Below are 23,665 nucleotides of genomic sequence, written 5' to 3'. Positions count from 1 at the left end.
ATGACCGACCTCCCATGCCAACCTTCACTTCAGGCTGTCGACTACGGGCGGTCTGTCCACTGCCGATGCACTCACAGCAAATGCATCCCCCTGTTTCCCTTGTAGTCCAAGGTTGTCACTGCCGCCTGGCAATGCTGCCTGCAAGCAGGCGAATACATCGTCGAGCAATGCCTGGCGGCGGCGGTACATTGCCCGTTTCTTCGCTGGGATATCGTGTTCCGCCCGCTGTGCTGGGGCTAGCGGGATGGCGAAGAAGTCCTCACGGTTCGACGCTGTGGCGCCGCTTTCCTGCCAGATGACGTCGTAGTTGGCCGCCAGGTCCTGGGCCTTGTCACTGCCAAAGTACGGGTGGCGATGGTGCCGGCAGGCATCGCTGACGGCGTACAGGTGCACCACGCCCAGTGCCCTGGCCAGGCATTTCAATGCTTCGAGCAGCAGGCTGCGCGGGCGCAGGCCCTCGAAGTCTTTGGTCAGGTCGCGGTAGATGGCCAGCGAGGTTTCGCTGTCGACACCTTTGTGAATGCCCTGCACGGCACCGATGAACAGGCACAGTTCACCCTGGGTGCGGCACAGGGTAAACGCCAGGGACGCCACGCGCAGGTCACCCTGGAACAGGTTCAGCACCAGTTCGCCCTCGCGCCTGAACCAGACCGGCCGGTCCAGGACCAGGCGGCAGCCCGGCGAATGGCTGGACAGGTCGCAAAGCGTCTGGCTGTCATCACGCCCCAGCAGCACCAGCGCCGGAAACTGTCCGGCCATCACTTCGTAGTGCGAAGCCAGCACGTCCAGGCGCTGCGCAGTTTCCCAGCATTTGCTGATATAGGGCCATTGCACGATACCAATGCAATCGACGCCCAGCCTTTGCAAGCGTTGCTGGCCCAGTGCGGCCGTCATCCGTTGCATGAACGCACTCAATGCAGGCCATTGCCTGGCAATCTGCAAGGTCAACTTGTACTTGTTGTTCAGCGCCCGCAACGAGTAGCCCGGTTGCAGGGTGAACACACTTTTCACGAGCGTGCCAAGCATCATGGGCATCCCTCTTACTTGTACTCGATCAAGGCCGATTTGCCGGCGGCAAAACGGTGCCACAAGAACTTCAACTGCCCGAGCATTTCCGGGAACTTGCCCAACACCAGAAACACCGCCTGCAGCCAGTTTTCCCGCGCCGACTTGCCGCCGCGGCGTGCCAGGCGCACGGCCTGCAGCGGGTAGATCAACAGCAACAGCAGGCCCCAGCCACCCAACAGCAGGCAGGCCGCCACGATCGCTACGGGTATGCCCAAGCCCCATAGCCAGGCCCGGCGCGACTCGCGCAGCCAGTGCCGTTCCGGCGCGCGGCCATGCAGATAAGCCCCCTCGGCATAGGCATGGCCGGCGCGCAGGCTACGCCGCCACCATTGGCTGAAACGGGTCATGGCGGCGTCGTGCAGAGTCATCTCGGCGTCCAGGCGCCAGACTTTCCAGCCATTCGCCCGCAAGCGCACGCACAGCTCAGGTTCCTCGCCGGCGATCAGGTCGGGGCGGAAGCCACCGACGGCGACAAAAGCGTCCACCCGCATCAGCGCATCGCCGCCACAGGCCTTGGCCTCGCCGATGGGGGTGTCCCATTCCAGGTCGCACAGCAGGTTGTACACCGAACGCTGGGGGAAGCGCTCCCGCCGGCGGCCACACACCACCGCCACCTGTGGCTGGTCGGCGAGAAACGCCTGCGCGGTGGCCAGCCAGCCCGTATCCACCTCGCAATCGCCATCGACGAACTGCACCAGGCGCATCGACGGCAGCAGCCGCTGCAAGGCGGTAAAGCCTTCGTTACGAGCGCGCGCGGCAGTGAACGGGACGCCCATGTCGAGCGCCAGTACCTCCACCCCCAGGCTACGGGCCAACTGCAGCGAACCGTCCGTAGAGCCCGAGTCGACGTACATGACCTTGTCCGCCCCCTGCAGCAGCGAACGCAGGCAGCGCTCCAGCCGCGGGCCTTCGTTTCGGCCAATGACCACCACGCCGATCACTGTCGCCATGGGCCTCATTCGACGGACGCCGTGGCGGCCGGTTGCCGGGCCTTGATGGTGGCCGGCACGCCCACCGCCAGGGAGTTGTCCGGCACGTCCACCAGCACCACGGCATTGGCGCCGATGATCACGTTGTCGCCAATGCGGATGCTGCCCAGCACCTTGGCCCCGGTGCCGATATCGACGTTGTTGCCGAAGACCGGGGCAATCGGCTCGCTGACGTTCTTCAAGCCCACCACCACGCCGTTGCGTATGCGGCAATCATCGCCAAACCGGGCATAGCCACTGATGACGATGCCGCCGAAATGGTCGATGACGAAGTTGCGGCCAATCACCACCTCGCATGGCAGTTCGATGCCAGTGATGATCTGCACGAATTTGAACAGGACCTTGTAGATGACCGAGCACAACTTGCGCAGCAGCGCCGGGCGCACGCCATAGCGCCAGCGGCCAAAACGATATACCAGCAGTACCCAGAAACCCTGGGCGCCCCAGTCCCCACCGTGGGCGCGCAGGTCCGCACGTATATTCTCGAACATGGCTTCACCTACCTTGTCGGTTGGCTGGCGTAGCGGGTCTTGAACAGCAGTGACCAGGTCGCCTGGCAGTGACGCCAGCAGGCCTGTATCGCGCCCCAGCCACGTCGTTTCAACAGTGCCTTGAGTGCCAGCACCAGGTCGCCCAGGGTGACCAGCAGCATGTGCAGGGCAAGCCCGGCTACCCCGTGATGCTTGCGGAAGTACAGCAGTTCGCTCTCGATCTGGTATGCAGAGATCTGCCGGCTGGCCGCCTCCAGTTCGGCCACCGACTTGGAGCTTTCACCACCGATATGCACCACCGTGGTGTGGGGGTAGAACACCACCTTCCAGCCCGCAGCCTTCACCCGCTTGCAGTGGTCGACCTCCTCGTAATAAAGGAAGTAGCGTGGGTCGAACAGGCCCACCTGGTCGAGCACTTCGCGGCGTACCAGGTAAAAACAGCCGGGCAGCCAGTCACACTCGCGTACCGAGGCATGGTCCCAGCTCATTTCGTCGACCATTTTCAAACCCGGGAAAAAGCGCCCCAGCCCGGTACGCCCGACGAAGATGTTCAGGGGTGTGGGGAAGTAGCGGCAGCTCGGTTGCAGGTCGCCATCGCGGCCCTCGAGGCGAACCCCCAGTACTCCACATTCCGGGTGGGCCTCCATGTAGTCGAGGGTTTTCTGCAGGGAGTCGGCGGCAACGAAGGCATCGGTGTTGAGCAGCAGCGCGTAGCGGCCCTTCAGGTGTGCCAGCAACTGGTTGTTGGCGCGGCCGAAACCCACATTCTGCTTGTTGCTCAGCAACAGTGCTTCAGGGCACACCTGGGCCATGCGCTGCAGCGAGTCATCGACCGAGGCGTTGTCTACCACCAGGTAACTGGCCAGCCGTTCGCTGTCGGCCCGGCGCAGCGCATCGAACATCGGCTGCAGCAATGCGGCGGTATTGAAATTGACCACCATGACATCCACGGGTTTGCTAGCCATTGTTGCCCTCCCCGAAGAAGTACTGGCGTCTTTGCGCCATCAGCAGCGGCTCCACCTCTGGGTCATAGGCGCCGTTGCGCTGCTTGATCAGGTCGATCCACGGGTAAGCTTCGCAACGTGCCTCGACCCGTGCGATCAACGCTTCGGTGGTGCAGATGAACTGTGCCGGGTTGCCACCGAACACCGTGCCTGGCGGTACGTCCTTGGTCACCACCGAGCCTGCGGCCACGATCGATTCAGGCCCGATGGTCACGCGGGGCATGACGATCGCACCATGGCCGATGAAGCAATTGTCCTTGATATCGATATAGCCGACGGAATCAAGGTGTTTGCCAAAGCGATGCTCGATCAGCAATACCACCCCGTCATGGCCGATCAGTGTGCAGTCGGACAACCCGACACTGTTACCGATGCGCACCAGCGATGGGTCGGTGAACTTGCAGCCGGTGTTGACATAGAAGTTGCTACCCACCGAGTGAAAGTTGCCCCAGCGGGTGAGGTAGGCGCCCCACTCGAGCCCCGAAGGATCGCAGTACTTCCTGTAAAACGAGCTTCCTCGCCCGGTTGCATTGACATAATGCGCCACTGCCTTGCGTATCCATCCATTCATGCTTCCAGGCCTCATGATCAAAACAATCTGAAGTGTCCCTGAGGCGTCCCGGTCTCGTTCTTCTTGGTGCTGACCGCAGCGCACTCAACCCGTGTACAACCTGAATCACGCAACAGCGCCGCTGGCCGCTCCCATCTTGGCATTGAGGTGGTCCGCCAGCCGCACGGCAAACTGCAACAACGGCATGGTCGGATTGGAGGCGCCGCCCTTGGCGAAGATACTGCTGCCGGCGACATAGAGGTTTTCGGTACCGAACACCTTGCAATTGGCATCGACAACACCGAACTGTGGCGAGGCGGCCATGCGCGTGGTGCCCATGTGGTGGGCATGCGGCGCCATCTTCAACGGTATCGAGGTGTCATAGACGAAGTCGTTGAGTTTGACGTAGCCCAGGCCCATGTCGGCGAACTGCTTGGCCAGTTCGCTGCCAATGCACTTGATGGTGTGCCGGTCGTCGGCGCTCAGCGCCCAGTTGACGTTGACCTTGGCCACGCCCAGTTCGTCCTTCTCGTCCAGCAGCGAAATACGGCTGTGCAGGTTGGGGAACTGTTCGATCATCGTGCCGATGACGCCGTCACCGGGGCAACTGAACTTGGCCACGAACGCGACCTTGCTGGCGATGCCCATGTCACACGCCAGGTTTTCGAGAAAGTGCTTGACCTCGGCGGTGCGCCCGTAGGTCTGCACATCCGCCAGCAAGACGGCCGTGACATTGCCTTTGCCCGCCTTGTACTCGGCAACGAAGGCATCGCTGGTGTAGTACTGGCGTGGCTCGGGGGGCTGCCCGGATTTGAGGATGAAGGTACCCAGGTCGATATTCAGGTGTTCCATGAAACACCCGCCGACCAGCCCGTCCTTGCTCACCACCCCCGCTGCCCGCAGCGATTCACTGTTGAGCAACTGCCGGGCATTCTCGATGGCCCCCGTGGCGAGGATGAAGTGCCTGGCCACCAGGCGCTGGCGATTGCGTTTGTAGTCGGACAGGGTCACCGCGGCCAGGTGGCCGGAAACCTTGTCGAACTCCAGGTCCACGCAATTGCAGTTGATGAACACATCCAGGCCTTTGGTCTGCTCAAGTGCCGTGGCGTATTTTTGCGCAAAACGCGTTGGAGGGCTGAGCAGAAAACAGTCTGCTTCGAAGTCACCGCCATTGAGGCCGGTGTTCAACGCACGAAAATTCGACCCGGGCTGCAGGTCGACGATGTCCATGGCCGCCGGCAGGTAAGCCTCGATCTCAGAATAGGGAATAGGCCAGCCAGGCAAGTCGCCGGGGGGCGCAATGGCAAAATCAGAGGGGGTGAATGGCCGGCAGCGGCCTGCCCAGTGGTTGGAGGTGCCGCCCAGGTAACGCAGGCGTGTTTCCTCGGCATACAGCTCAAGGCCGGTGGATGTGCAGGCGTACAAGCCTTGCGAACGCGGTGAATACTCACGGCCCCCGCCCTCGGCGAGCAAGACATTCCAGCCAGCGGCGGCCAGGCGCAGGCCCAGGGTGATACCTGCCGGGCCGGCACCAATGATGCAGAAATCATAGCTGTCGCGCAGCGACTTCTGCTGCTGGTAGTCCTTGATCATGCGTGCTCGTTCCGGAAGTAACGGGATGGCAATACCCAGCCATTGATCACCACGAATCCGGACTTTTCCGCCGGTTTGCTCGCAAGGGGCGCCGTAGCGGCGAACACCACGCCACCTGCGCCCAGCAACACACAGCTCTGGAGAAAGCCTCTACGGCCCAGCTGCGCAGTGCAAAAAGTGAATTTCCCCATGATCCCGAGCCCTGTACCCATGAATGTTTCACCCAGCCAAGCGCATTACAACCAGTTGAAAAAGCTTGTCAGCAATACCCCGCAAAGCGCACCGACCGGTAGCATCGGCAGCACCACCAGCTCCCGCTTGAGGCTGAAGATGTCCAGTTTGCAATTCACGTACACAATCAGCACCAGGGTTGGCACGGCATGCAAGGCAACCCCCCAGATCGCCCACTCCACACCGCCAAACGCCAGCAACAGCGGCAGTAGCCCCCATAGCGAGACCAGGCGGATGATGTTGTCCATGGCCTGATATTTGGTCAGGCCCAAGGCAATCCACACCTGATGTGCCAAGGTATAGCGCAATGTGAGAAACGACAGCGAGAGAATTGCTAGCATAGGGCCAGCTTCACTGTAGCGTTCGTCGTACAGCCAGCCGATCAGCAACGGGCTGGCGGTCAGGAAGCCGCCACATATGAACAGCACCAGCAGGTCGACCAGCAGACGGAAGCGGTGATACAGCGCCTTCAGGCGCTCCCTGTCATCGGCCCGGGCCGCTTCGCTGAAGGCCGGCAGCGCCACCGACCCGACCACTTTCATCAGCGCAGTCTGCACGGCGCCCAGGATCAGCACGGCAATCGAATACACCCCCAGTTGCGCCGCCGTCATGCTGGCACCGAACCACATGCGGTCACCGTACATGGCCAGCACGCCGACCATCGACGACAACAGGATCCAGCGGCCAAACACAATCAGTTCGGTCAACGCACTACGGTCCCACTGCAGCCGGTTGTCATGCCCCTCGAGGGCGGTATGGCCCAACACAGTCCAGACCACCGCCGATACCAAGCCGGCAACCACCAGCGCCCAGATCGAGTGGGTCAGGTAGCCCAGCACCAGCATCACCACCAGGCCAGCCACCTGTGAGCCCAGGTCGACCAGCACCACGCGCTTCTGTTGGAAAGTTCGTACGGCGACATCTATCTTGGTGGACTGGAAGCCCCAGATCAGCGCCGACAGCCCGGTCACCGCCAGCACCAGCGGCAACACCGGCGCGGCATAGGTGGAGTCAGCCGGCCACAGTTCGGCCACCTGGGCAAGCCAGGCGCCCAGGGCCAGCAGCAGGGTCAGGGCAAACAGCACGAAGCCGCGGATGATCTGCACGGTCCATGCGGTATTGAGAAACTGCGGATCGTCGCCGCGATGGCTCTGGATGATGTTCTGGCGTAGGCCGACATCAGACAGCAGATGCAGGAGTACCGACACGGTGGTGGCAATGAGCATCACCCCGAACATTTCCGGCAGCAGCAAGCGGGCCATGATCAGGTTGCCGCCAAGGCGCATCACCTGTGACGCCACCTGCGATACCAGGTTCCACGACCCGGCTGTCATGGCCCGCTTGCGCAGGCTGGTGGTGGCTGACACATCAATCGACGGCATGACTTCAATCTCTGACTGATTGGCTAAAAGTCACTATAGTTTCAATTAGCCATGATGCTAGCCGTTGCCCACCGAGGGAAAGGTGTACATAGCCAATGCCTGAACATTTCCGTGCGTTGATCGTCATTCTGTTTTTGGCAAGCGTGGTGTTCCTGCTGGCGCGGCGACCTGCCACTGACCTGATCCCGCTGCGCGACTTCAAGCGCCGGCGCAACTTGTGGTTCCTGCTCACCCTGCTGGCCTTTGTCTCGCACAGTTTCTGGCTGTACCTGTGCGCAGGTGCCGTGATCCTGTACATCGCCGGGCGCCGCGAGCACAACCCCATGGCGCTGTTCTACATGCTGCTGTTCCTGATCCCGCCAGCGTCGGTGCAGGTACCTGGTTTTGGCGTGGTCAATTACCTGGTCGATCTCAACCACATCCGCCTGCTGACCTTGTGCGTGCTGCTGCCGGCGGCACTGGCCCTGCGTCGGCAAGGCGACACGCTGCGCTTTGGTCGCAGCTGGCCCGACAAGTTGCTGGCCGCCGGCCTGCTGCTGATGAGCGTGCTGTACCTGCGCGAAACCACCCTGACCGACACCCTGCGCCAGACCCTGTACCTGTATATCGACGTCTTCCTGCCGTATTACGTCGCCAGTCGCGGCCTGCGCCAGGTCAGCGACTTCAAGGACACACTGCTGGCCTTCGTGCTCGCCTCCTTCGTCCTGGCGCTGATAGCCGTGGCCGAATATGTGCGCCACTGGCTGCTGTACAGCGCCCTGGTCGACGCCATGGGCGTACCGTGGAGCATGTCCAGCTACCTGAGCCGGGGCGGTTCGCTGCGTGCCAGCGTCACCACCGGGCAGGCCATTGCCCTGGGCTATGTGATGAGCGTGGCGATCGGCCTGTTCCTGTTCGTCCAGGGTTATGTACGCCGCCCCCTGCAGCGTGCGATGGGCGCGCTGCTACTGGCCGCCGGGCTATTCGCGCCCCTGTCCCGGGGCCCGTGGATCGGCGCCGTGGTCATCGTGGTGGTGTTCATCGCCCTGGGCAAAGGTGCGGTCAAGCGCCTGACGCTGCTTGCCGCGGCCGGCGTACTGGCACTGCCCTTGCTGGCCATCGTGCCCGGTGGCGACAAGGTGCTGAACTTGCTGCCGTTCATTGGCAACATCGAAAACGAGAACATCACCTATCGCGAGCGGCTGATGGACAATTCGTGGATCGTCATCCAGCGCAACCCGTTGTTCGGCTCGTTCGACTTCCGCAATACCCCGGAAATGCAAGCGATGATCCAAGGCGACGGCATCATCGACATTGTCAATACCTATATCAACCTGGCACTGCGGGTCGGGCTGGTCGGCCTGGGCCTGTTCGTGGCGTTTTTCGCCGTCGTGCTGCTGGGCATACACAAGGCCATGCGCAACTTTGCCGACAAGGACGACGAGCGACGCCAGCTCGGCCGGGTGTTGCTGGCGACGCTCATCGGCATTCTGGTAATCATCTTCACGGTCAGCAGCATCACCGTCATCCCGGTGGTGTACTGGTCTGTCGCCGGGCTCGGCGTGGCCTATATCCAGATGGTCCGCCGGCTTCATAACAGCCAGGCCACCGCACTGGCCGACACCGCCCTTCAACCCAGGTAATGCTATGAATGTGCTCCCCCTGCGCCGCTTCGTGCGGGTATCGGCCCTTGCCTGCCTAGCCTTGTGGCCACTGGCCGGCTGGTCATCGGACTGGCAGGTCAGCGTCGACGAACAGAATGGCCTGCCCATGGTGACGCGCGGCGGCGGGCCAATGATGAAAGCCAAGTTCGACTTCTGGGCGGCCGACTGGAGCTGGACCGGCTTCTACACGGCCTTCAAGGTCAACGGCCCCTACCACTACACGCTACAGGGCAAGAACAAGGAACTGGACTTCGACCTGGCGGCGGATATCCGCAAGGAACAGCCGCAGACCCTGAGCTGGGCCTTTGACCTCGACGCCCACAGCCGCAAGGCCGGGGTGATGGGCGGCGGCATGGTGTTCCAGTTCGACCCGGCGCAAATGGCCGGGGAAATGGGCGCCCCGCAGCTGCTGCCCGACAACCGCGGCTGGTGGTGGGGCAAGGCGGACCAGGGCCGGCGCATCGAGATGCGCTTCGACCCGCCGCTGGCCAAGGTGTACTTCGAGCGGGGCAACCCGTCCGAGTTACGCGCGTTCTTCTACCAGGACCCGATCAGCGCCGGTCGCCAGCAGATCAAGGCGCTACTGAACATCACCGGCGACATCGAGCTGGGGCCCACCGCTAGCGAACGCTTCGGCCTGGAGGACCCCGCCAGCTGGCCCGATGACCAGCTCGACTGGCGCACCTCGCCGGTGGACCTGTCGTTCCTCAATGCGCCAGAAAAGCCCGCCGGCAAGCGTGGTTTCGTCAAGGCGGTCGGCGAGCAGCTGATGTTCGAGGACAACACCCCGGTACGCTTCTGGGGCACCAACCTGTCTGCCTATTCGCTGTTCAAAAGCCCCGACGATGAGATCCGCCAACAGGCCAAACGCCTGTCGGCTTTGGGCTTCAACCTGGTGCGCCTGCACCACCACGACTCGCCCTGGGTCAGCCCGAACGTGTTTGGCGACGGTACCCTGGTGCGCGATACCCAGCAGCTCGATGCCGAGTCGCTGCGCAAGCTCGACCTGTGGATCAAGGCGCTAAAGGACGAAGGCATCTATATCTGGCTGGACATGCATGTGCAGCGCGCACTCACCGCCAACGACAAGATTGACGATTTCAAGGAACTGGCCAAGGGCGAGAACCGCGTCGACCTGAAGGGTTACGCCTATGTGAACAGCAGCATTCAACAGGCGATGAAACGCTTTGCCGAGCAGTACCTGACCCATGTGAACGAGTACACCGGCCTGGCCTACAAGGACGACCCGGCCATCGCGGCGGTGCTGATCACCAACGAGAACGACCTCACCCAGCATTACGGTAACGCCCTGCTGCCGGACAAGGGCGTACCCCGCCACAACCAGCTGTACATGGCAGCGGCCAAGGCCTTCGCCAGGCAGCATGAGCTGTCTGCCGACCGTACCTGGCGCGCCTGGGAGCATGGCCCGTCGAAACTGTTCCTCAACGACCTGGAGCAGCGCTTCAACGCCGACATGATCGCCCATCTGCACAGCCTGGGCGTGAAAGTGCCGATCGCCACCACCAGCACCTGGGGCGGCAATGGCCTGAGCGCGCTGCCGGCATTGACTGCGGGCGATGTGATCGATGCCCACAGCTATGGTGCCGGTGGCCAGCTGGAGAAGAACCCGCTGACCAGCGACGGCATGATCGACTGGATCGCCGCCGCCCAGGTGGTGGGCAAGCCGCTGACCGTCACCGAGTGGAACGCCGAGCCGTTCCCGCTGCCCGACCGCCACTCGCTGCCGCTGTATGTGGCCGGCACCGCCGCCCATCAGGGCTGGGATGCCATGCTGCAGTATGCCTACAGCCAGCAGGCCTTCAACCCTGGCTGGCGCACGGCGGACAACTGGCATGCGTACAACGACCCGGCGCTGCTCGCCACCCTGCCCGCTGCCGCCCTGCTCTATCGCCGTGCGGATGTGCAGTTGGCCAGTACCCGCTACGTGTTCGCACCGACGCCCGCTACCCTGTACAACCAGCAGGTCACCCCGCGCAATTCGCCGCTGTTGCGCACAGCCATGGAAAAGGGCCAGTTGCAGATCGCCCTGCCGCAAACGCCGGAATTGCCCTGGCTGAAACCCGCCGCCATCCCCGCTGGCGCGCAAGTGCTGCACGACCCCGAGCAATCGTTGCTGGCTGTCGATGCCACGGAGTCGGTGACCGATACCGGTGAGCTCAGGCGCAACTGGCAACAAGGTATCTACACCATCGACACGCCGCTGACCCAGGCCGCCACCGGCTGGCTGGGGGGCCGCTCGATCAGCCTGGGGGCCATCGAGGTACACACGCAAACGCCCTACGCCAGCGTCGTGGTGCAAAGCCTGGACGGCAAACCCTTGGGGCAGTCGCGCGAGCTGCTGCTGTCGCTGGGCACCCGCGCCGAGCCCAAGGCCGATTACAAGACACCCTTCAACGTCGAGCCCCTTGCAGGGAGCCTGAGCATCAAGGCGCCCGCCGGCCTGAAACTGTTCGCCCGTGATGCGCAGGCACAACTCAAGGCACTGCCGGCGGCGTACAAGGACGGGCATTACCTGATCACGTTCGACGGCAAGTACATGTCCAACTGGCTGTTCTTGAAATAGGGCATATGGCCATCTACGCTGAGATCACCTGTAGCAGATCATCCCGCCTGTACGTTTCAGGGACGGTTCACTGCGTCTGTAAAACAGCGGATCACAGGAGGTGCGGATGAGGTTCCTGGTTGTCGGTGGCGCTGGCTACATTGGCTCGCACATGGTCAAGCACCTGCTCGGCGCTGGCCATGAGGTGGTAGTGGCAGACCTGGTTTCACCCGGCCCCGGCATCCAGTGGGCCAAGCTCGATATCGCCGACGAACCCGCCCTGGACGTGCTGTTCGGTGTTTGCCGCTTCGATGCGGTATTCCACTTCGCCTCGTTCATTCAAGTGGGTGAATCGGTCAGCGCGCCCGGCAAGTACTACCAGAACAATGTCGCGGCAACCCTGGCGCTGCTGCAGGCCATGGTGAATGCCGGGATCAAGCACCTGGTGTTTTCTTCCAGCGCGGCCGTTTACGGCAACCCACAGTATGTGCCTATCGACGAAGCGCATGCAAAAGGGCCAATCAACCCTTATGGCCTGAGCAAGTGGATGGTCGAGCAGATTCTCGAGGACTTCGACCGGGCCTATGGCTTGAAGTCGGTGTGCCTGCGCTACTTCAATGCCGCGGGTGCCGACCCGGAGGGGCAACTGGGCGAGCGCCATGAGCCGGAAACCCACCTGATCCCGCTGATCCTGCAGGCCGCATCAGGCCGGCGCGAGGCGGTGACGGTGTTCGGCCGCGACTACGACACGCCGGATGGCACCTGCATACGCGACTACGTGCATGTGTCTGACCTGGCGGTGGCCCATGCGCTGGCGGTGGAGTATCTGCTGGCGGGCGGTGAGCGGGCGGCGTTCAACCTGGGCAATGGCCTGGGCTTTTCGGTGCAGCAGGTGATCGATACGGCCCGCATGGTCACCGGGCGGCAGATCGATACCCTCGATGCACCCCGTCGCGCCGGTGACCCGCCCCGGTTGGTGGCGGATGCGAGCAAGGCGCTGCAGGTGCTGGGCTGGCGGCCGGAATTCGCTTCGCTGGAGCAGATCGTGCGGCATGCGTGGCAGTGGGAGTTGCAGTATCCCTGGGTGACTCGCCAGGGCTGAGATCTTGGGGGCCGCTTTGCGGCCCATCGCCGGCAAGCCAGCTCCCACACCGACCACACAGGCCTCAAGCCATGTGCAGTACCTGTGGGAGCTGGCTTGCCGGCGATGGGCTGCAAAGCAGCCCCAAAATCTTAAACCTCAATAATAGGTTCGCGGCTGCTCGTCGGCCTTGTTCAGCACCGTCCCGACCAGGTTCCCACAGGGATCGCGCAATTCCTGAATTCTGCACGGTACCTGTGGGAGCTGGCTTGCCGGCGATGGGCTGCAAAGCAGCCCCAAAATCTTGAACCTCAATAATAGGTTCGGGGCTGCTCGTCAGCCTTGTTCAGCACCGTCCCGACCAGGTTCACCGTCGCCAGGTGATGCAGGCAATCTTCGATTTCCTTCTTGTTGTTCATCCCGTTGGCCACCACCAGCAACACACAGTCGAACTTCGGTATCACGGTGATCGCGTCATCGGAGCTGAGCAACGGCGGCAAATCGAAAATGCAGATGCGCGACTCGTAGCGGTTGCGCAATTCGCCGATCAGGTTGTTCACTTTGGGCGACGACAGCATTTCGGTGGACAGCGGCACCGGTACCCGCGTCGGCAGCACCACGAAACGCGGCAGGGTCGGGTTTACCAGGCAGTCCTGCAGCTCGGCCTTGTCCGTCAGGAACTCGTTCAGCGCCTGCTCCATGGGCAGGCCCAGGCTGCTGCCGACCTTGGGCCGACGCAGGTCGAAATCCACCAGCAACGCTGTCTTGGTGGTGTGGTGGGCGATACTCATGGCCAGATTGATCGCCAGCACCGTCTTGCCCGCTTCAGGTGTGGGCGAGGTGATAGCCAGGGTGCGCCAGCCGTTCTCGTCCATGATCCTGAGGACCTGCGTACGCAGCAGGTCGATCGGCCCGTTCATGTTGGAGTTCTTGTTGTAGGCGACGATACGGTTGCGCTCCAGGTGGGCCGCGCGCAGCGGTACCACCTTGGTGTTCACGTAGTCGAACTGGCCCGGCACTTCCGCCAGCGCCGTGCCGGGGGCGGGTGACAACGCCTGCGGGGTACCCGGGGTAACCTGATGAAGATTATTGCCAACAGCCGGCTTGATCCTGTCCATCACTGCTTTCCCTATGCAAACCGAGATATGAGTTTGAACAACAGCACATCCAGTGGCATGTAGAACACGTGCACCAGCACTACCATGATAGCCGCCAGCGCCAGTGCCGCCAGAATCAGCCAGTTACGCCAGCGCTTGCGCCTGGCCACGTCGGCCCGGGTATCGATGTAGGGCAAGGCCACCAGCACCCGTTTGCCCAGCAGGTTTTCCAGGGCGCCAACACCGCGCACACGCTGGTTGAGCATTTCCAGCAGCATCACCAACGCGCCACCACCCGCTGGCGCCAGCACCAGGCCCAGCGCCGCGATTTTCTTGCGGTTGGGTTTGATCGGCTTCTCGGGCATCAGCGGTGGCTCCAGCAGTACGAAGCGCTCGGCCTTGTTTTCCTGCTCCAGGCTTTCGGTAATTTTCGCGCCCATTTCCTTGGCACGGATTTCCTCGTACTTCTTGCGCGCGTTGTCGTGGTCGCGCATCAAGGTCACCAGGCCACGCTCGACTTGCGGCGCCTCGAGGATCTCGGCCTCGTAGCCTTCCATCTTCCTGGTCAGCTCGCGTTTCTGCTCGGCCAGCGATCTGATACGTTCCTGTGCAGCGCTCATCTTGGCGCGAACGCGGGCAACGTCGAGGCTGACCGTGGACGCTACCATGCTGCGCTCACCATTGGCTTCGAGCGCCTGGATCTTGCGCTTGACTGCCACCACATCCGGGTGGGCTTCCTTGTAGCGACTCAGCAAGCGGATGTACTCGGCCTTCAGGCTTGGCAAGTCCTGGAGCTGATCGACATTGGTCGCCCTGGTACCTTCGGTGCCCTTGGTGGCCAGGCCTGCATTGGCCGCGGACAGTTCCAGCTCCAGGTAGCGCAGCTCTTCCTGGGCGGCCTTGTAGTCACGATCGACCTCGCGGAACTCAAGCTCCGACCGCGACAGCATGTTCATGCGCAGGGTCTGGTGCTCGGGCAAGGCATTGGCGTGGGTCTGCTTGAAGTCCGCCAGCTGGTTTTCCAGGCTGGCCAGCTCCGCCCCCAGCTTGTTCGCCTCCTGGGTCAGGAACTCGGTGGTTTCGTTGGCCCGTTCAGTGCGCTGCTTGAGGTTTTCGTTGAGGAACAACGTCACCAGCTCGTCGGCGACTTCCTTGGCCACTTCCGGCTGCTTGTGTTCGAAGGACACGTTGAATGCCACCGTCGCTTCACCGCGCCCCCGCACGAACGTGGTGAGGCTCTGCACCGCGATGGCACTGCGCATCAGGTCGATCTTGTCGATCTCACTCAAGCGCTTGCCCTTGTCGGCGAACAGGTTGTACTGGCCGATGATGCGCCGCAGGTTCTCGCGGGTCATCACCCGCTGGCGAATGACTTCGATACGCTCATCGGCAAAACTGGAGCTGTTGGTCGACACCAGTTCGGGCGAAATCTGCTGCGACTCCACCAGAATGGTGCCGGTCGACTGGTAGATCGGCGGCACCATCACGGCAACCGCCACAGTCGCGGCAAGAATGACTACGATACTCACCCCCAATAGCAGGGCTCGATCCTTGATAATGGCGATGTAATCTCTGAGGGAGAGCTCGTAGTCAGACTTCATGGGGCCACCTGCCTGAAGTTCAGATGTCGGGGTACCTGTACGTCAACGTCAAACCAACGATCGTAGCGGTTGCATCGGCTTCGTGATCCTGCTGCCGTTCCTTGTACATCAGCGACAGGCGCAGGTCCCAGTACGGCGAAAACTGGCGGTTTGCCCAAACGCTGTATGTCTGCAGCGTGTTGGGGGTCTGCCCTTTGCTGTCCTGCCAGGCGGCGTCGGCGCCCACCCGGGTCAGCTCGCTGAGCGCGTAACTCCACACCCCGCGTACTTGGTCGAGTTCGGCGAAGCCGCCTTCGGCGCTGGCCACCGTGCTGCGTTCGGCCGTGAAACTGGCATCGGCACGCACACCGGTGTACAGCAGCGAAACCCCACCCTCTCCGCGCTGGCCGCCTTCGTCACCGGAAACTTTGTTGACCCCCACATGCGCATCGGCACTGAAGCGCTCGGAGAGCTGGTACTTGACCCCGACCGCCGGGCTGTAGCTGTTGGAGGCTGTCGCGGTAACGTCCTGCTCGGGGTCATAACGCCGGGCGCCAAAGCGGGTATACACATCAGCCCGCTCGCTCCAGGCGTAAGTCCAGGTGAAAACGTTCGCCAGCTCGTCGTATCCCGTCAGGGTATCGATGTCATAACGGGCACGGTTGTACGTGGTTTCGTTGCTCAAGGTGCTGCGTTCGGTAATTGCCTGGCTCCAGTTACCGGTCAGCGTGTACAGCTTTTGCGTGCCATCGGTGGTGACCACGCCGGTATCCAGTACCGTCCCCGACAGCGTCGAACTTTCGTTGTAGCGCGCCACCAGGCCGAAACGCCCCCGCTCGGTCTGGCGCTGCCAGCCCAGGCTGACATCCGGGTCCTCACGGTCATCGACCACCGCCGTGTCGGACGAGCGCAATACATGCATGCCCAGCCCCAACCTCAATTCGTCACGGTCGAAGGTACCGATCAGGGTGTAGTCGGGCGCGATAATCGTGCGTGTTACGCCCTTCTCTCCCGACGACAGCAGCAAGGGGTTGCTGTCGTATTCGACCGATGTCGGTACCACCACCGTAGATTGCCAATTTGCCGCCAGGACCGTGTCCGTAAACGGCAATACCAAGATTGCCGTTGCAATGCTAGTTGTTCTAAGAAGAGGCATTAAGTGTTCTTATTAAAGGCAAGATCAAGGAACGACCAGCGTATCGCCAGCCTGAAGTTGGATGTTGGTGGACATATCGCGTCCAGACACCAGGTCCTTATATCGCACGGGCAGGATTTTTTGGGAAGCACCGGTGCCGCGGACCACCTTTATTTCGCTTTCGTCAGCAAATTTGTCCAGGCCGCCCGACATGCTCAACGCCTGAAGCACTGCCGTCGGACCCGCCATTTGTACCGGCCCGGGCTTGATCACTTTGCCTTGAACATAGACGAGGTTGCCGGCGATGCTCTTGACCACAACGCTGACGTTCGGGTCGGGGAGGAATTTTTCGAGTTTGCCAGCGACTTGCTTTTCAACGGCCGTCACATCCAGCCCGGCAACCTGGATACGTCCGACCAAGGGGAAGGTGATACTGCCATCGGGAAGTACGGTGGCTTCTTGACGCAGGCTGTCTTCCTGCCACACCGAAACCATCACCACATCGCCGGGGCTGAGCAGGTAAGCAGCATTGTTCTGGTCGGCGTTGCTGGCACCGGACCACGCCACCAGCATGCAGAACGCGGCAAACATTGAACGCACCATGAGGGTCCCTCCGGCCAAATGGCCCGACAAAGAGCACTGAATGAGAACAACACACCAACTCTCGCTCCGCTTCGCGGCATACTTCCACCGCGATGGCCTCGACCGTCCGGGAGGCCCTTACGCTGTACATCAGGGCTGCAATGCCCTGCAACCGTGGGCCTCAAGGGCTACTGGCAATATAGCAACGGTTGGGAAATTCACAAGCCGAGCCCTGGGCCGAGGGCGCATGCGCATACCCCAGGCATGGGCAATCGATGCTAGATCTTTCTTCTGTTGGCCACTGCCACAAAACCAACTACAGCAAATGCGAAGAGCCACACGGCGGTTGAAACAGGAATGATACTGGTCTGATTGATATAGGAATCTGCCGCGCGAGCCGCGCCACTTAACAGCACCAACAAGAATATCGACTTGATGATCAGAGTCGTGCGCATACGCCCCCTCCTTTAAAGAGGAAAATCAATTATTTATTGGCACGCTGTGGCGGGAATTGTGTCGCTGTTGAATTGAGCTTATGGGCACAATGACACTACGTCAATGATTCGACACCATAATAAAATTCAATGGGCATTGAAGGTATTCGTCAAAATATCGACATGCAAATTGTGCGCGGGAGGGGGTGGCCGGTGGATGCAGCGTTTCATCGGTAAGAAAGGGAGAAAAATGTGGGGGCCACAGCGCGCCCCCGTCATTCACTCGTCTGCGTGGTGTACCACGACCAGCAGTTGAGCCGGCAGCGGCCCCACCGAACGTAGCCGGTGCGGGGTCTGGGCGTTGAAATGCAGGGCATCGCCTTGTTCCAGCAGCACTCGCTCGTTCATGAAGTCCACCTCTACCTGGCCTGCATGCACGAACAGGAACTCCTCGCCCTGGTGTTCCTTGAACGTGGGGTCGCTGAATTCGGACGGTGGCTGGATCAAGAACGGCAGCAGGCTGCGCTGGCCGACCTGGCTGGTGAGGGCCGCGTACCCCGGCCCTTCCCCATCGCCCACCAGCGCCTGGCGTTCGCCATGGCGTACCAGGCTGTAGCGGCCTGGGCCGGCCTGCTCTTCGGCGAACAGTTCTTCGACATTCACGTTCAGCGCCCGCGCCAGCTTCAGCGCAGCGGCAATCGAGGGTGTGTTCAGGCCGCGTTCGACCTTGGACAGGTAGCTTTTGGTCATGCCGGTCTTCTCGGCCAGCATTTCCAGGGTCATCCCCAGTTTCTTTCGCAGCAGTTTCAATCGGATAGACATGTGACGCGGGTTTCCCAGGCGGAGGCAGCCTGGCAATGATACGTGGACTGCCGAACAAATGCTGGGGCCGCCTTGCGCCCCATCGCCGGCAAGCCAGCTCCCACACCGACCGCATAAGCCTCAAGCCCTGCGCAGTACCTGTGAGAGCAACTGTCTTGTATTGCCTGGACTGGCCTCATCGCCGGCAAGCCGGCTCCCACAGGTGCTGCACAGGGCTTGAGGCTTATGCGGTCGGTGTGGGAGCCGGCTTGCCGGCGATGGGCCGCAAGGCGGCCCCTTCTTTACGGCATCACCGGCGGCAGGTACTGCAGCGTCGTGCCCAGCGCCCATAGCAGCACCAGCACCAGCGGCACATGCACCAGCAGCTGCACGAACGAAAAGCCGATCAGGTCGCGCGCCTTGAGCCCTAGCACCCCCAGCAGTGGCAGCATGTAGAACGGGTTGATCAGGTTCGGCAAGGCTTCGGCGGCGTTGTAGATCTGCACCGCCCAGCCCAGGTGGTACTGCAGGTCATTGGCCACCAGCATTACGTAAGGTGCCTCGATGATCCACTTGCCGCCGCCCGAGGGGATGAAGAAGCCCAGCACCGCCGAATACACGCCCATCAGCACGGCATAGGTGTCATGGGTGGCGATCTGGGTGAAAAACAGCGAAATGTGATGCGCCAGGGTCTGTTCGTCCACGCCCTTGACCTGGGTGAGGATGGCGGCGATCGAGCCATACAGCGGGAACTGGATCAGCACGCCGGTGGTAGTGGGCACCGCGCGCGCCACCGCGTCGAGGAAACTGCGCGGGCGCCAGTGCAGCAAGGCACCAAGCATGATGAACAACAGGTTGTAGGTGTTGAGCCCGGAGATAGCGGTAATCGCGGGTTTGGTGGCGAACTCCTGGTACAACCAGCCGCCGGCCAGCGCCACCAGCAACAGGATCAGCAGCGGGCTGTGCTCCAGCCATTCACCCGGGCGGGTGCGCTTGGGTGCCGGCGGCGCGCTGAAGCTGGGGTCGACGCCGCAGTCTTCGGCGCTGCGCGCGCTGTTCGGGCCCGGGGCCGTGGCATAGGCGATCACCAGCGAAACCACCACCAGCGCCGCCAGCATCACGCCGGACTGCCAAAGGAAAATGGTTTCGGTGAACGGAATCACCCCGGTGATCGACAGGATCGACGGTGGCAGGCTGGCCGGGTTGGCCTGCAGCTGCGCAGCCGACGATGACAAGCCCAGTGCCCACACCGCGCCCAGGCCCAGGTAGGCGGCGGCACCCGCGGCACGGTAGTCCATCTTCAGCTCGGTGCGCCGGGCCAGTGCGCGCACCAGCAGGCCACCGAACACCAACGACAAGCCCCAGTTGAGCAGCGACGCCAGCATCGAGATCAGCGCCACCCAGCACACTGCCGAACGGCCATTGCCAGGGATGCGCGCCAGGCGATCGATCAGCCGTGCGGCAGGCGGCGAGCTGGCCACCACGTAGCCGCCGATGACCACGAAGGCCATTTGCATGGTGAACGGGATCAGGCTCCAGAAGCCATCGCCGAACGCCTTGGCGGTGTCGGTCGGTTTGGCGCCCATGGCCAGGGCACCGATGCCCACCAGCATCACCGCCAGGGCGGCGAACACCCAGGAATCGGGGAACCAGCGTTCGGCCCAGTTGGAGCAGCGCAAGGCAAAGCGGGCGGAGCGGCTGTCTTGGATCTCAGCGGCCACAGTTGAATTCCTTTTATTGGTTTTATGAGATGAAACAGTACTGCCAGATAACGCAAAAACCCTGTGGGAGCGGGCGCGCCCGCGAATGCGTCGGTAGATTCACCGCCGCATTCGCGGGCATGCCCGCTCCCACAGGGTGGGATCGCGTAAAGCTTTAGAAGGTCATTTCCTTGACATCGTCCGGCACGATCAGCTTGCCGGCGGTTTTCTCGATGATTTCCTCGACGCTCACCCCCGGTGCAGTCTCGCGAAGGATGAAGGCGCCGTCTTCGATTTCCAGGTAGGCCAGGTCGGTCAGCACCTTGCGGATGCAACCCGCACCGGTCAGCGGCAGGCTGCACTGCGGCAGCAGCTTGGATTCGCCGTCCTTGGAGGCGTGGGTCATGGTGACGATGATGTTATCGGCGCCGGCCACCAGGTCCATGGCACCGCCCATGCCCTTGACCAGCTTGCCGGGGATCATCCACGAGGCGATGTTGCCTTGTACGTCCACTTCGAAAGCGCCCAGCACGGTCAGGTCGACGTGGCCGCCACGGATCATGGCGAACGATTGCGCCGAATCGAAGATCGAAGCGCCGCGGCGGGCGGTGACGGTTTGCTTGCCGGCGTTGATCATGTCGGCATCGATGGTGCTTTCGGTAGGGAACTCGCCCATGCCGAGCAGGCCGTTTTCCGATTGCAGCATCACATCCATGTCGGCGGGTACGTAGTTGGCCACCAGGGTCGGAATGCCGATGCCCAGGTTGACGTAGTAGCCGTCCTTCAGTTCACGGGCGACGCGTTGCGCCATCTGTTCGCGGGTCAGTGCCATGGTCAGGATCTCTTTGTTGTTCTGGTGAATGGCGCTCAGGCCTTGACGGTGCGCTTTTCGATACGCTTTTCAAAGGTGCCGACGATGACGCGGTCCACGTAGATGCCTGGGGTATGGATTTCGCTGGGCAGCAGCACGCCGGGTTCGACGATTTCTTCCACTTCGACCACGGTGATCTTGCCGGCGGTGGCCGCCAGCGGGTTGAAGTTTTGCGCGGTGTTGCGGTACACCACGTTGCCGTAGTGGTCGGCCTTCCAACCTTTGACGATGGCGAAGTCACCAGTGATGGATTCTTCAAGGATGTACTTGCGGCCGTTGAATTCGCGCACTTCCTTGCCTTCGGCAACCGGGGTGCCGTAGCCGGTAGCGGTATAGAAGGCTGGGATACCGGCACCGCCGGCGCGCATCTTCTCGGCAAGGGTGCCCTGCGGGGTCAGTTCCACTTCCAGCTCGCCGCTGAGCAGCTGGCGTTCGAACTCGGCGTTCTCGCCCACGTAGGAGGCGACCATCTTGCGAATCTGGCGGTCTTCCAGCAGCACGCCCAGGCCGAAGCCGTCGACGCCGCAGTTGTTGGAGACCACGGTCAGGCCCTTGACGCCACGCCGTTTGATTTCGCTGATGAGGTTTTCCGGGATGCCGCACAGGCCGAAACCACCAGCCAGTACCGTCATGTTGTCGGTCAGGCCGTCGAGGGCCTGTTCATAGGTTGCAACGCGCTTGTCCAGTCCGGCCATGCTGATCCGCCTTTTGTAGTTGTTGAACCGACGAGGCTGTCGGTGAGCGTGTGGAGACATCTTCACCGCAAGCGACTGATTTGTTAATTTTGTTTTCATCATCGATTGATAACTTTTGCAAAATAACCAACGGGCCAGTCATGAACGTCAAGCAACTACGCGCCTTTGTCGCCGTGGCCAAGTACCAGAGCTTCGCCCAGGCCGGTGAGCACCTGCATATCTCGCAACCGGCCCTGAGCCTGACCATCAAGGCCCTGGAAGAAAACCTCGGCGGTGCCCTGCTCAGCCGCACCACGCGCAGCGTCAGCCTGACCGCCGAAGGCGAGGTACTGCTGCCCCTGGCGCGACGCCTGCTGGCCGACTGGGACGACACCGAAGAAATGCTGCGCCAGCGCTTCACCCTGCAGTTGGGCCGGGTTTCGGTGGCGGCCATGCCGGCCTTCGCCGGTAACCTGCTGCCCCGTTCTCTGAAGGTGTTTCGCCAGCGCTACCCGAAGGTCAACGTTACCGTGCATGACGTGATCAACGAGCAGGTGCAGGAACTGGTGCGTCATCGCCGCGTCGAACTGGGCATCGGTTTCGAACCGGACAACATCGATGGCCTGGACTTCCACCCGTTGTACACCGACCGCTTCGTGGCGGTGGTACCCGCCGATTCGCCCTTGGCGCTGTTGCCCCAGGTGAGTTGGGCGCAACTGCTGGCCGAAGATTTCGTAGCCCTGCAACGCCCTTCGGCAGTACGCCTGCTGATGGAGCAGAATGTGGCCGCGCAGCACGGCAAGCTGGCGGTGGCCTTCGAGAGCCACCAGTTGGCAACCATCGGCCGCATGGTCGCCAGTGGCTTGGGGGTCAGTGCCGTGCCGGCGCTGTGCATCAACCAGATGCAAGAGCTGGGCGCCCGCTGCGTGCCCCTGGTCGAGCCCACGGTCGAGCGGCGCATCGGCGTGATTGCCCTCAGCGAACACAAGCTTTCCACTGCAGCGCAAGCGCTGCTCGAGGTCGTGCTTTCCAATACCCGGATCCCGGAGGTGACATGCGTTACGTGAAACTGGCAGGTTCGAGCGTTCCGGCCATCGGCCAGGGCACCTGGTACATGGGTGAAGACCCAGGCCACAAGGCCGCCGAAGTGGCAGCCCTGCAACAAGGCATCGAGCTGGGCATGAGCTTGATCGACACCGCCGAGATGTATGCCGAAGGCGGCGCGGAGGAAGTCGTTGGCCAGGCCATTGCCGGGCGCCGCGACCAGGTGTTCCTGGTCAGCAAGGTCTACCCGCACAATGCCAGCCGGCGCGGCATGGCGGCGGCCTGCGAACGCAGCCTCGCCCGCCTGGGCACCGACTGCATCGACCTGTACCTGTTGCACTGGCCTGGGCAGTACCCGCTGGAAGAAACCGTCGAAGCGTTCGAGCGCTTGCGCGAGCAAGGCAAGATCAAGCGCTGGGGGGTGTCCAACTTCGACGTCGACGACCTGCGCGAACTGCATAACCCCGCTTGCGCCACCAACCAGGTGCTGTACAACCCTGCCCAACGTGGCATCGAGTTCGACCTGTTGCCCTGGTGCGAAAAACGCGCGCTGCCGACCATGGCCTACTGCCCGCTGGCCCAGGCCGGGCGCTTGTTGCAACACCCGGTGCTGGCGCAAATCGCCGAGCGCCATGGCGCCACGCCGGCGCAGGTCAGCCTGGCCTGGGTGACTCGCAATGACGGCGTGATAGCCATCCCCAAGGCCGTGGCGCCCGAGCACGTACGGCTGAATGCGGCGGCAGGTGCGCTGACCTTGAGCAGCGAAGATTTGCGGGCAATCGACCGAGCGTTCCCGGCGCCGACACGCAAGCAGCGTTTGGCGATGGTCTAGCCACTGACACGAAATCGATTTTGTGGGAGCGGCCTTGCGTCGCGAAAGGGCTGCATGGGGCCGCTGTGCGGCCCATCGCCGGCAAGCCAGCTCCCACAGGTACTGTGCAGGTTTCGGGCGCACGCTATACCGCGCAAGCTGTTTAGATTTTGAGGAAGACGGTTGCTCCAGGGATCGCGCAACTCCTGAATTCTGCACGGTACCTGTGGGAGCTGGCTTGCCGGCGATGGGCTGCACAGCAGCCCCAATGTGCCTTATTAGGGCATGCCAGCTCCCACAGCGACGGCGCAAATATCAGAGTTTAGAGTAAGCCCCAGGGC

The 23,665-nt window shown here is 62.2% G+C and carries 21 protein-coding genes; 5 read left to right on the top strand and 16 right to left on the bottom strand.

What is annotated here, in order from left to right; genetic code table 11:
• Positions 1–24: 24 nt before the first annotated feature.
• The 7 genes from TZ03_RS12285 to TZ03_RS12250 form a co-directional block, all read right to left on the bottom strand.
• Positions 25–1,029, bottom strand: a complete 1,005-nt coding sequence (locus TZ03_RS12285; protein ID WP_051097872.1) for a VirK/YbjX family protein — start codon at positions 1,027–1,029, stop codon at positions 25–27.
• 11 nt (positions 1,030–1,040) lie between these two features.
• Entirely contained in the window at positions 1,041–2,018 is a 978-nt protein-coding gene (locus TZ03_RS12280) for a glycosyltransferase family 2 protein (protein ID WP_051097871.1), read from the bottom strand.
• Between the two features lie 5 nt (positions 2,019–2,023).
• Positions 2,024–2,548: a serine O-acetyltransferase gene (locus TZ03_RS12275; protein ID WP_051097870.1), complete on the bottom strand. Its 525-nt coding sequence runs from the start codon at positions 2,546–2,548 to the stop codon at positions 2,024–2,026.
• An 8-nt stretch (positions 2,549–2,556) separates the two neighbouring features.
• On the bottom strand, positions 2,557–3,513 hold the full coding sequence (locus TZ03_RS12270; protein WP_051097869.1) for a glycosyltransferase family 2 protein: 957 nt from the start codon (positions 3,511–3,513) through the stop codon (positions 2,557–2,559).
• Entirely contained in the window at positions 3,506–4,123 is a 618-nt protein-coding gene (locus TZ03_RS12265) for an acyltransferase (RefSeq protein WP_051097868.1), read from the bottom strand. Before TZ03_RS12265 ends, TZ03_RS12270 begins: the two co-directional genes overlap by 8 nt.
• 105 nt (positions 4,124–4,228) lie before the next feature.
• On the bottom strand, positions 4,229–5,695 hold the full coding sequence (locus TZ03_RS12260; protein ID WP_051097867.1) for an FAD-dependent oxidoreductase: 1,467 nt from the start codon (positions 5,693–5,695) through the stop codon (positions 4,229–4,231).
• 236 nt (positions 5,696–5,931) lie between these two features.
• On the bottom strand, positions 5,932–7,308 hold the full coding sequence (locus TZ03_RS12250; RefSeq protein WP_051097866.1) for an oligosaccharide flippase family protein: 1,377 nt from the start codon (positions 7,306–7,308) through the stop codon (positions 5,932–5,934).
• A gap of 95 nt (positions 7,309–7,403) precedes the next feature.
• Between TZ03_RS12250 and TZ03_RS12245 the strand changes: the two genes are divergently transcribed.
• The 3 genes from TZ03_RS12245 (at position 7,404) to galE (ending at position 12,616) form a co-directional block, all read left to right on the top strand.
• A complete protein-coding gene (locus TZ03_RS12245) occupies positions 7,404–8,930 on the top strand; it encodes an O-antigen ligase family protein (protein ID WP_051097865.1) in 1,527 nt (508 codons plus the stop codon).
• A gap of 4 nt (positions 8,931–8,934) precedes the next feature.
• Positions 8,935–11,535, top strand: coding sequence for a cellulase family glycosylhydrolase (locus tag TZ03_RS12240; protein WP_051097864.1), 2,601 nt, complete (start codon positions 8,935–8,937; stop codon positions 11,533–11,535).
• 106 nt (positions 11,536–11,641) lie between these two features.
• The gene (gene galE / locus TZ03_RS12235) at positions 11,642–12,616 is read left to right on the top strand and encodes a UDP-glucose 4-epimerase GalE (protein ID WP_051097863.1); all 975 of its coding nucleotides are present in this window, start codon (positions 11,642–11,644) and stop codon (positions 12,614–12,616) included.
• A 290-nt stretch (positions 12,617–12,906) separates the two neighbouring features.
• On the opposite strand, the gene TZ03_RS12230 is transcribed toward galE, so the two are convergent.
• The 9 genes from TZ03_RS12230 to TZ03_RS12195 form a co-directional block, all read right to left on the bottom strand.
• Positions 12,907–13,713, bottom strand: a complete 807-nt coding sequence (locus TZ03_RS12230; protein ID WP_051097862.1) for a CpsD/CapB family tyrosine-protein kinase — start codon at positions 13,711–13,713, stop codon at positions 12,907–12,909.
• Between the two features lie 11 nt (positions 13,714–13,724).
• Positions 13,725–15,293 (bottom strand): GumC family protein, encoded by a 1,569-nt coding sequence (locus TZ03_RS12225; RefSeq protein WP_051097861.1) that lies wholly within the window; start codon positions 15,291–15,293, stop codon positions 13,725–13,727.
• A 19-nt stretch (positions 15,294–15,312) separates the two neighbouring features.
• Positions 15,313–16,428 (bottom strand): hypothetical protein, encoded by a 1,116-nt coding sequence (locus TZ03_RS12220; protein ID WP_051097860.1) that lies wholly within the window; start codon positions 16,426–16,428, stop codon positions 15,313–15,315.
• 24 nt (positions 16,429–16,452) lie between these two features.
• A complete protein-coding gene (locus TZ03_RS12215; protein WP_051097859.1) occupies positions 16,453–17,010 on the bottom strand; it encodes a polysaccharide biosynthesis/export family protein in 558 nt (185 codons plus the stop codon).
• Between the two features lie 257 nt (positions 17,011–17,267).
• Positions 17,268–17,444, bottom strand: a complete 177-nt coding sequence (gene eppA, locus TZ03_RS31235; protein ID WP_177328458.1) for an EPS-associated small membrane protein EppA — start codon at positions 17,442–17,444, stop codon at positions 17,268–17,270.
• Positions 17,445–17,702: 258 nt separating this feature from the next.
• The gene (locus tag TZ03_RS12210) at positions 17,703–18,245 is read right to left on the bottom strand and encodes a helix-turn-helix domain-containing protein (protein ID WP_051097858.1); all 543 of its coding nucleotides are present in this window, start codon (positions 18,243–18,245) and stop codon (positions 17,703–17,705) included.
• Positions 18,246–18,526: 281 nt separating this feature from the next.
• A complete protein-coding gene (locus tag TZ03_RS12205; RefSeq protein ID WP_051097857.1) occupies positions 18,527–19,945 on the bottom strand; it encodes a short-chain fatty acid transporter in 1,419 nt (472 codons plus the stop codon).
• Between the two features lie 154 nt (positions 19,946–20,099).
• Positions 20,100–20,756 (bottom strand): CoA transferase subunit B, encoded by a 657-nt coding sequence (locus tag TZ03_RS12200; RefSeq protein ID WP_012272371.1) that lies wholly within the window; start codon positions 20,754–20,756, stop codon positions 20,100–20,102.
• 35 nt (positions 20,757–20,791) lie between these two features.
• Positions 20,792–21,490 (bottom strand): CoA transferase subunit A, encoded by a 699-nt coding sequence (locus tag TZ03_RS12195; RefSeq protein WP_051097856.1) that lies wholly within the window; start codon positions 21,488–21,490, stop codon positions 20,792–20,794.
• A 140-nt stretch (positions 21,491–21,630) separates the two neighbouring features.
• Here TZ03_RS12195 and TZ03_RS12190 point away from each other — a divergent pair, with 140 nt between their 5' ends.
• Entirely contained in the window at positions 21,631–22,536 is a 906-nt protein-coding gene (locus tag TZ03_RS12190) for a LysR family transcriptional regulator (RefSeq protein ID WP_051097855.1), read from the top strand.
• Positions 22,524–23,345 (top strand): aldo/keto reductase, encoded by an 822-nt coding sequence (locus TZ03_RS12185; RefSeq protein ID WP_051097854.1) that lies wholly within the window; start codon positions 22,524–22,526, stop codon positions 23,343–23,345. The genes TZ03_RS12190 and TZ03_RS12185 overlap by 13 nt, the downstream gene beginning before the upstream one ends.
• Positions 23,346–23,665 lie beyond the last annotated feature (320 nt).

The organism is Pseudomonas sp. 10-1B (assembly GCF_000935045.1).
Lineage (GTDB): Bacteria > Pseudomonadota > Gammaproteobacteria > Pseudomonadales > Pseudomonadaceae > Aquipseudomonas.
The sequence above is the reverse complement of the archived record's forward strand: the minus strand, read 5'-3'. Positions and strand labels throughout refer to the sequence as shown.

Coding starts and splice junctions, on each gene's coding strand:
- TZ03_RS12185 (WP_051097854.1), top strand. CDS start 22,524: ATGCGTTACGTGAAACTGGCAGGTTCGAGCGTTCCGGCCATCGGCCAG.
- TZ03_RS12220 (WP_051097860.1), bottom strand. CDS start 16,428: ATGCCTCTTCTTAGAACAACTAGCATTGCAACGGCAATCTTGGTATTG.
- eppA (WP_177328458.1), bottom strand. CDS start 17,444: ATGCGCACGACTCTGATCATCAAGTCGATATTCTTGTTGGTGCTGTTA.
- TZ03_RS12280 (WP_051097871.1), bottom strand. CDS start 2,018: ATGGCGACAGTGATCGGCGTGGTGGTCATTGGCCGAAACGAAGGCCCG.
- TZ03_RS12200 (WP_012272371.1), bottom strand. CDS start 20,756: ATGGCACTGACCCGCGAACAGATGGCGCAACGCGTCGCCCGTGAACTG.
- TZ03_RS12215 (WP_051097859.1), bottom strand. CDS start 17,010: ATGGTGCGTTCAATGTTTGCCGCGTTCTGCATGCTGGTGGCGTGGTCC.
- TZ03_RS12225 (WP_051097861.1), bottom strand. CDS start 15,293: ATGAAGTCTGACTACGAGCTCTCCCTCAGAGATTACATCGCCATTATC.
- galE (WP_051097863.1), top strand. CDS start 11,642: ATGAGGTTCCTGGTTGTCGGTGGCGCTGGCTACATTGGCTCGCACATG.
- TZ03_RS12265 (WP_051097868.1), bottom strand. CDS start 4,123: ATGAATGGATGGATACGCAAGGCAGTGGCGCATTATGTCAATGCAACC.
- TZ03_RS12240 (WP_051097864.1), top strand. CDS start 8,935: ATGAATGTGCTCCCCCTGCGCCGCTTCGTGCGGGTATCGGCCCTTGCC.
- TZ03_RS12210 (WP_051097858.1), bottom strand. CDS start 18,245: ATGTCTATCCGATTGAAACTGCTGCGAAAGAAACTGGGGATGACCCTG.
- TZ03_RS12245 (WP_051097865.1), top strand. CDS start 7,404: ATGCCTGAACATTTCCGTGCGTTGATCGTCATTCTGTTTTTGGCAAGC.
- TZ03_RS12275 (WP_051097870.1), bottom strand. CDS start 2,548: ATGTTCGAGAATATACGTGCGGACCTGCGCGCCCACGGTGGGGACTGG.
- TZ03_RS12260 (WP_051097867.1), bottom strand. CDS start 5,695: ATGATCAAGGACTACCAGCAGCAGAAGTCGCTGCGCGACAGCTATGAT.
- TZ03_RS12190 (WP_051097855.1), top strand. CDS start 21,631: ATGAACGTCAAGCAACTACGCGCCTTTGTCGCCGTGGCCAAGTACCAG.
- TZ03_RS12230 (WP_051097862.1), bottom strand. CDS start 13,713: ATGGACAGGATCAAGCCGGCTGTTGGCAATAATCTTCATCAGGTTACC.
- TZ03_RS12250 (WP_051097866.1), bottom strand. CDS start 7,308: ATGCCGTCGATTGATGTGTCAGCCACCACCAGCCTGCGCAAGCGGGCC.
- TZ03_RS12195 (WP_051097856.1), bottom strand. CDS start 21,490: ATGGCCGGACTGGACAAGCGCGTTGCAACCTATGAACAGGCCCTCGAC.
- TZ03_RS12270 (WP_051097869.1), bottom strand. CDS start 3,513: ATGGCTAGCAAACCCGTGGATGTCATGGTGGTCAATTTCAATACCGCC.
- TZ03_RS12285 (WP_051097872.1), bottom strand. CDS start 1,029: ATGATGCTTGGCACGCTCGTGAAAAGTGTGTTCACCCTGCAACCGGGC.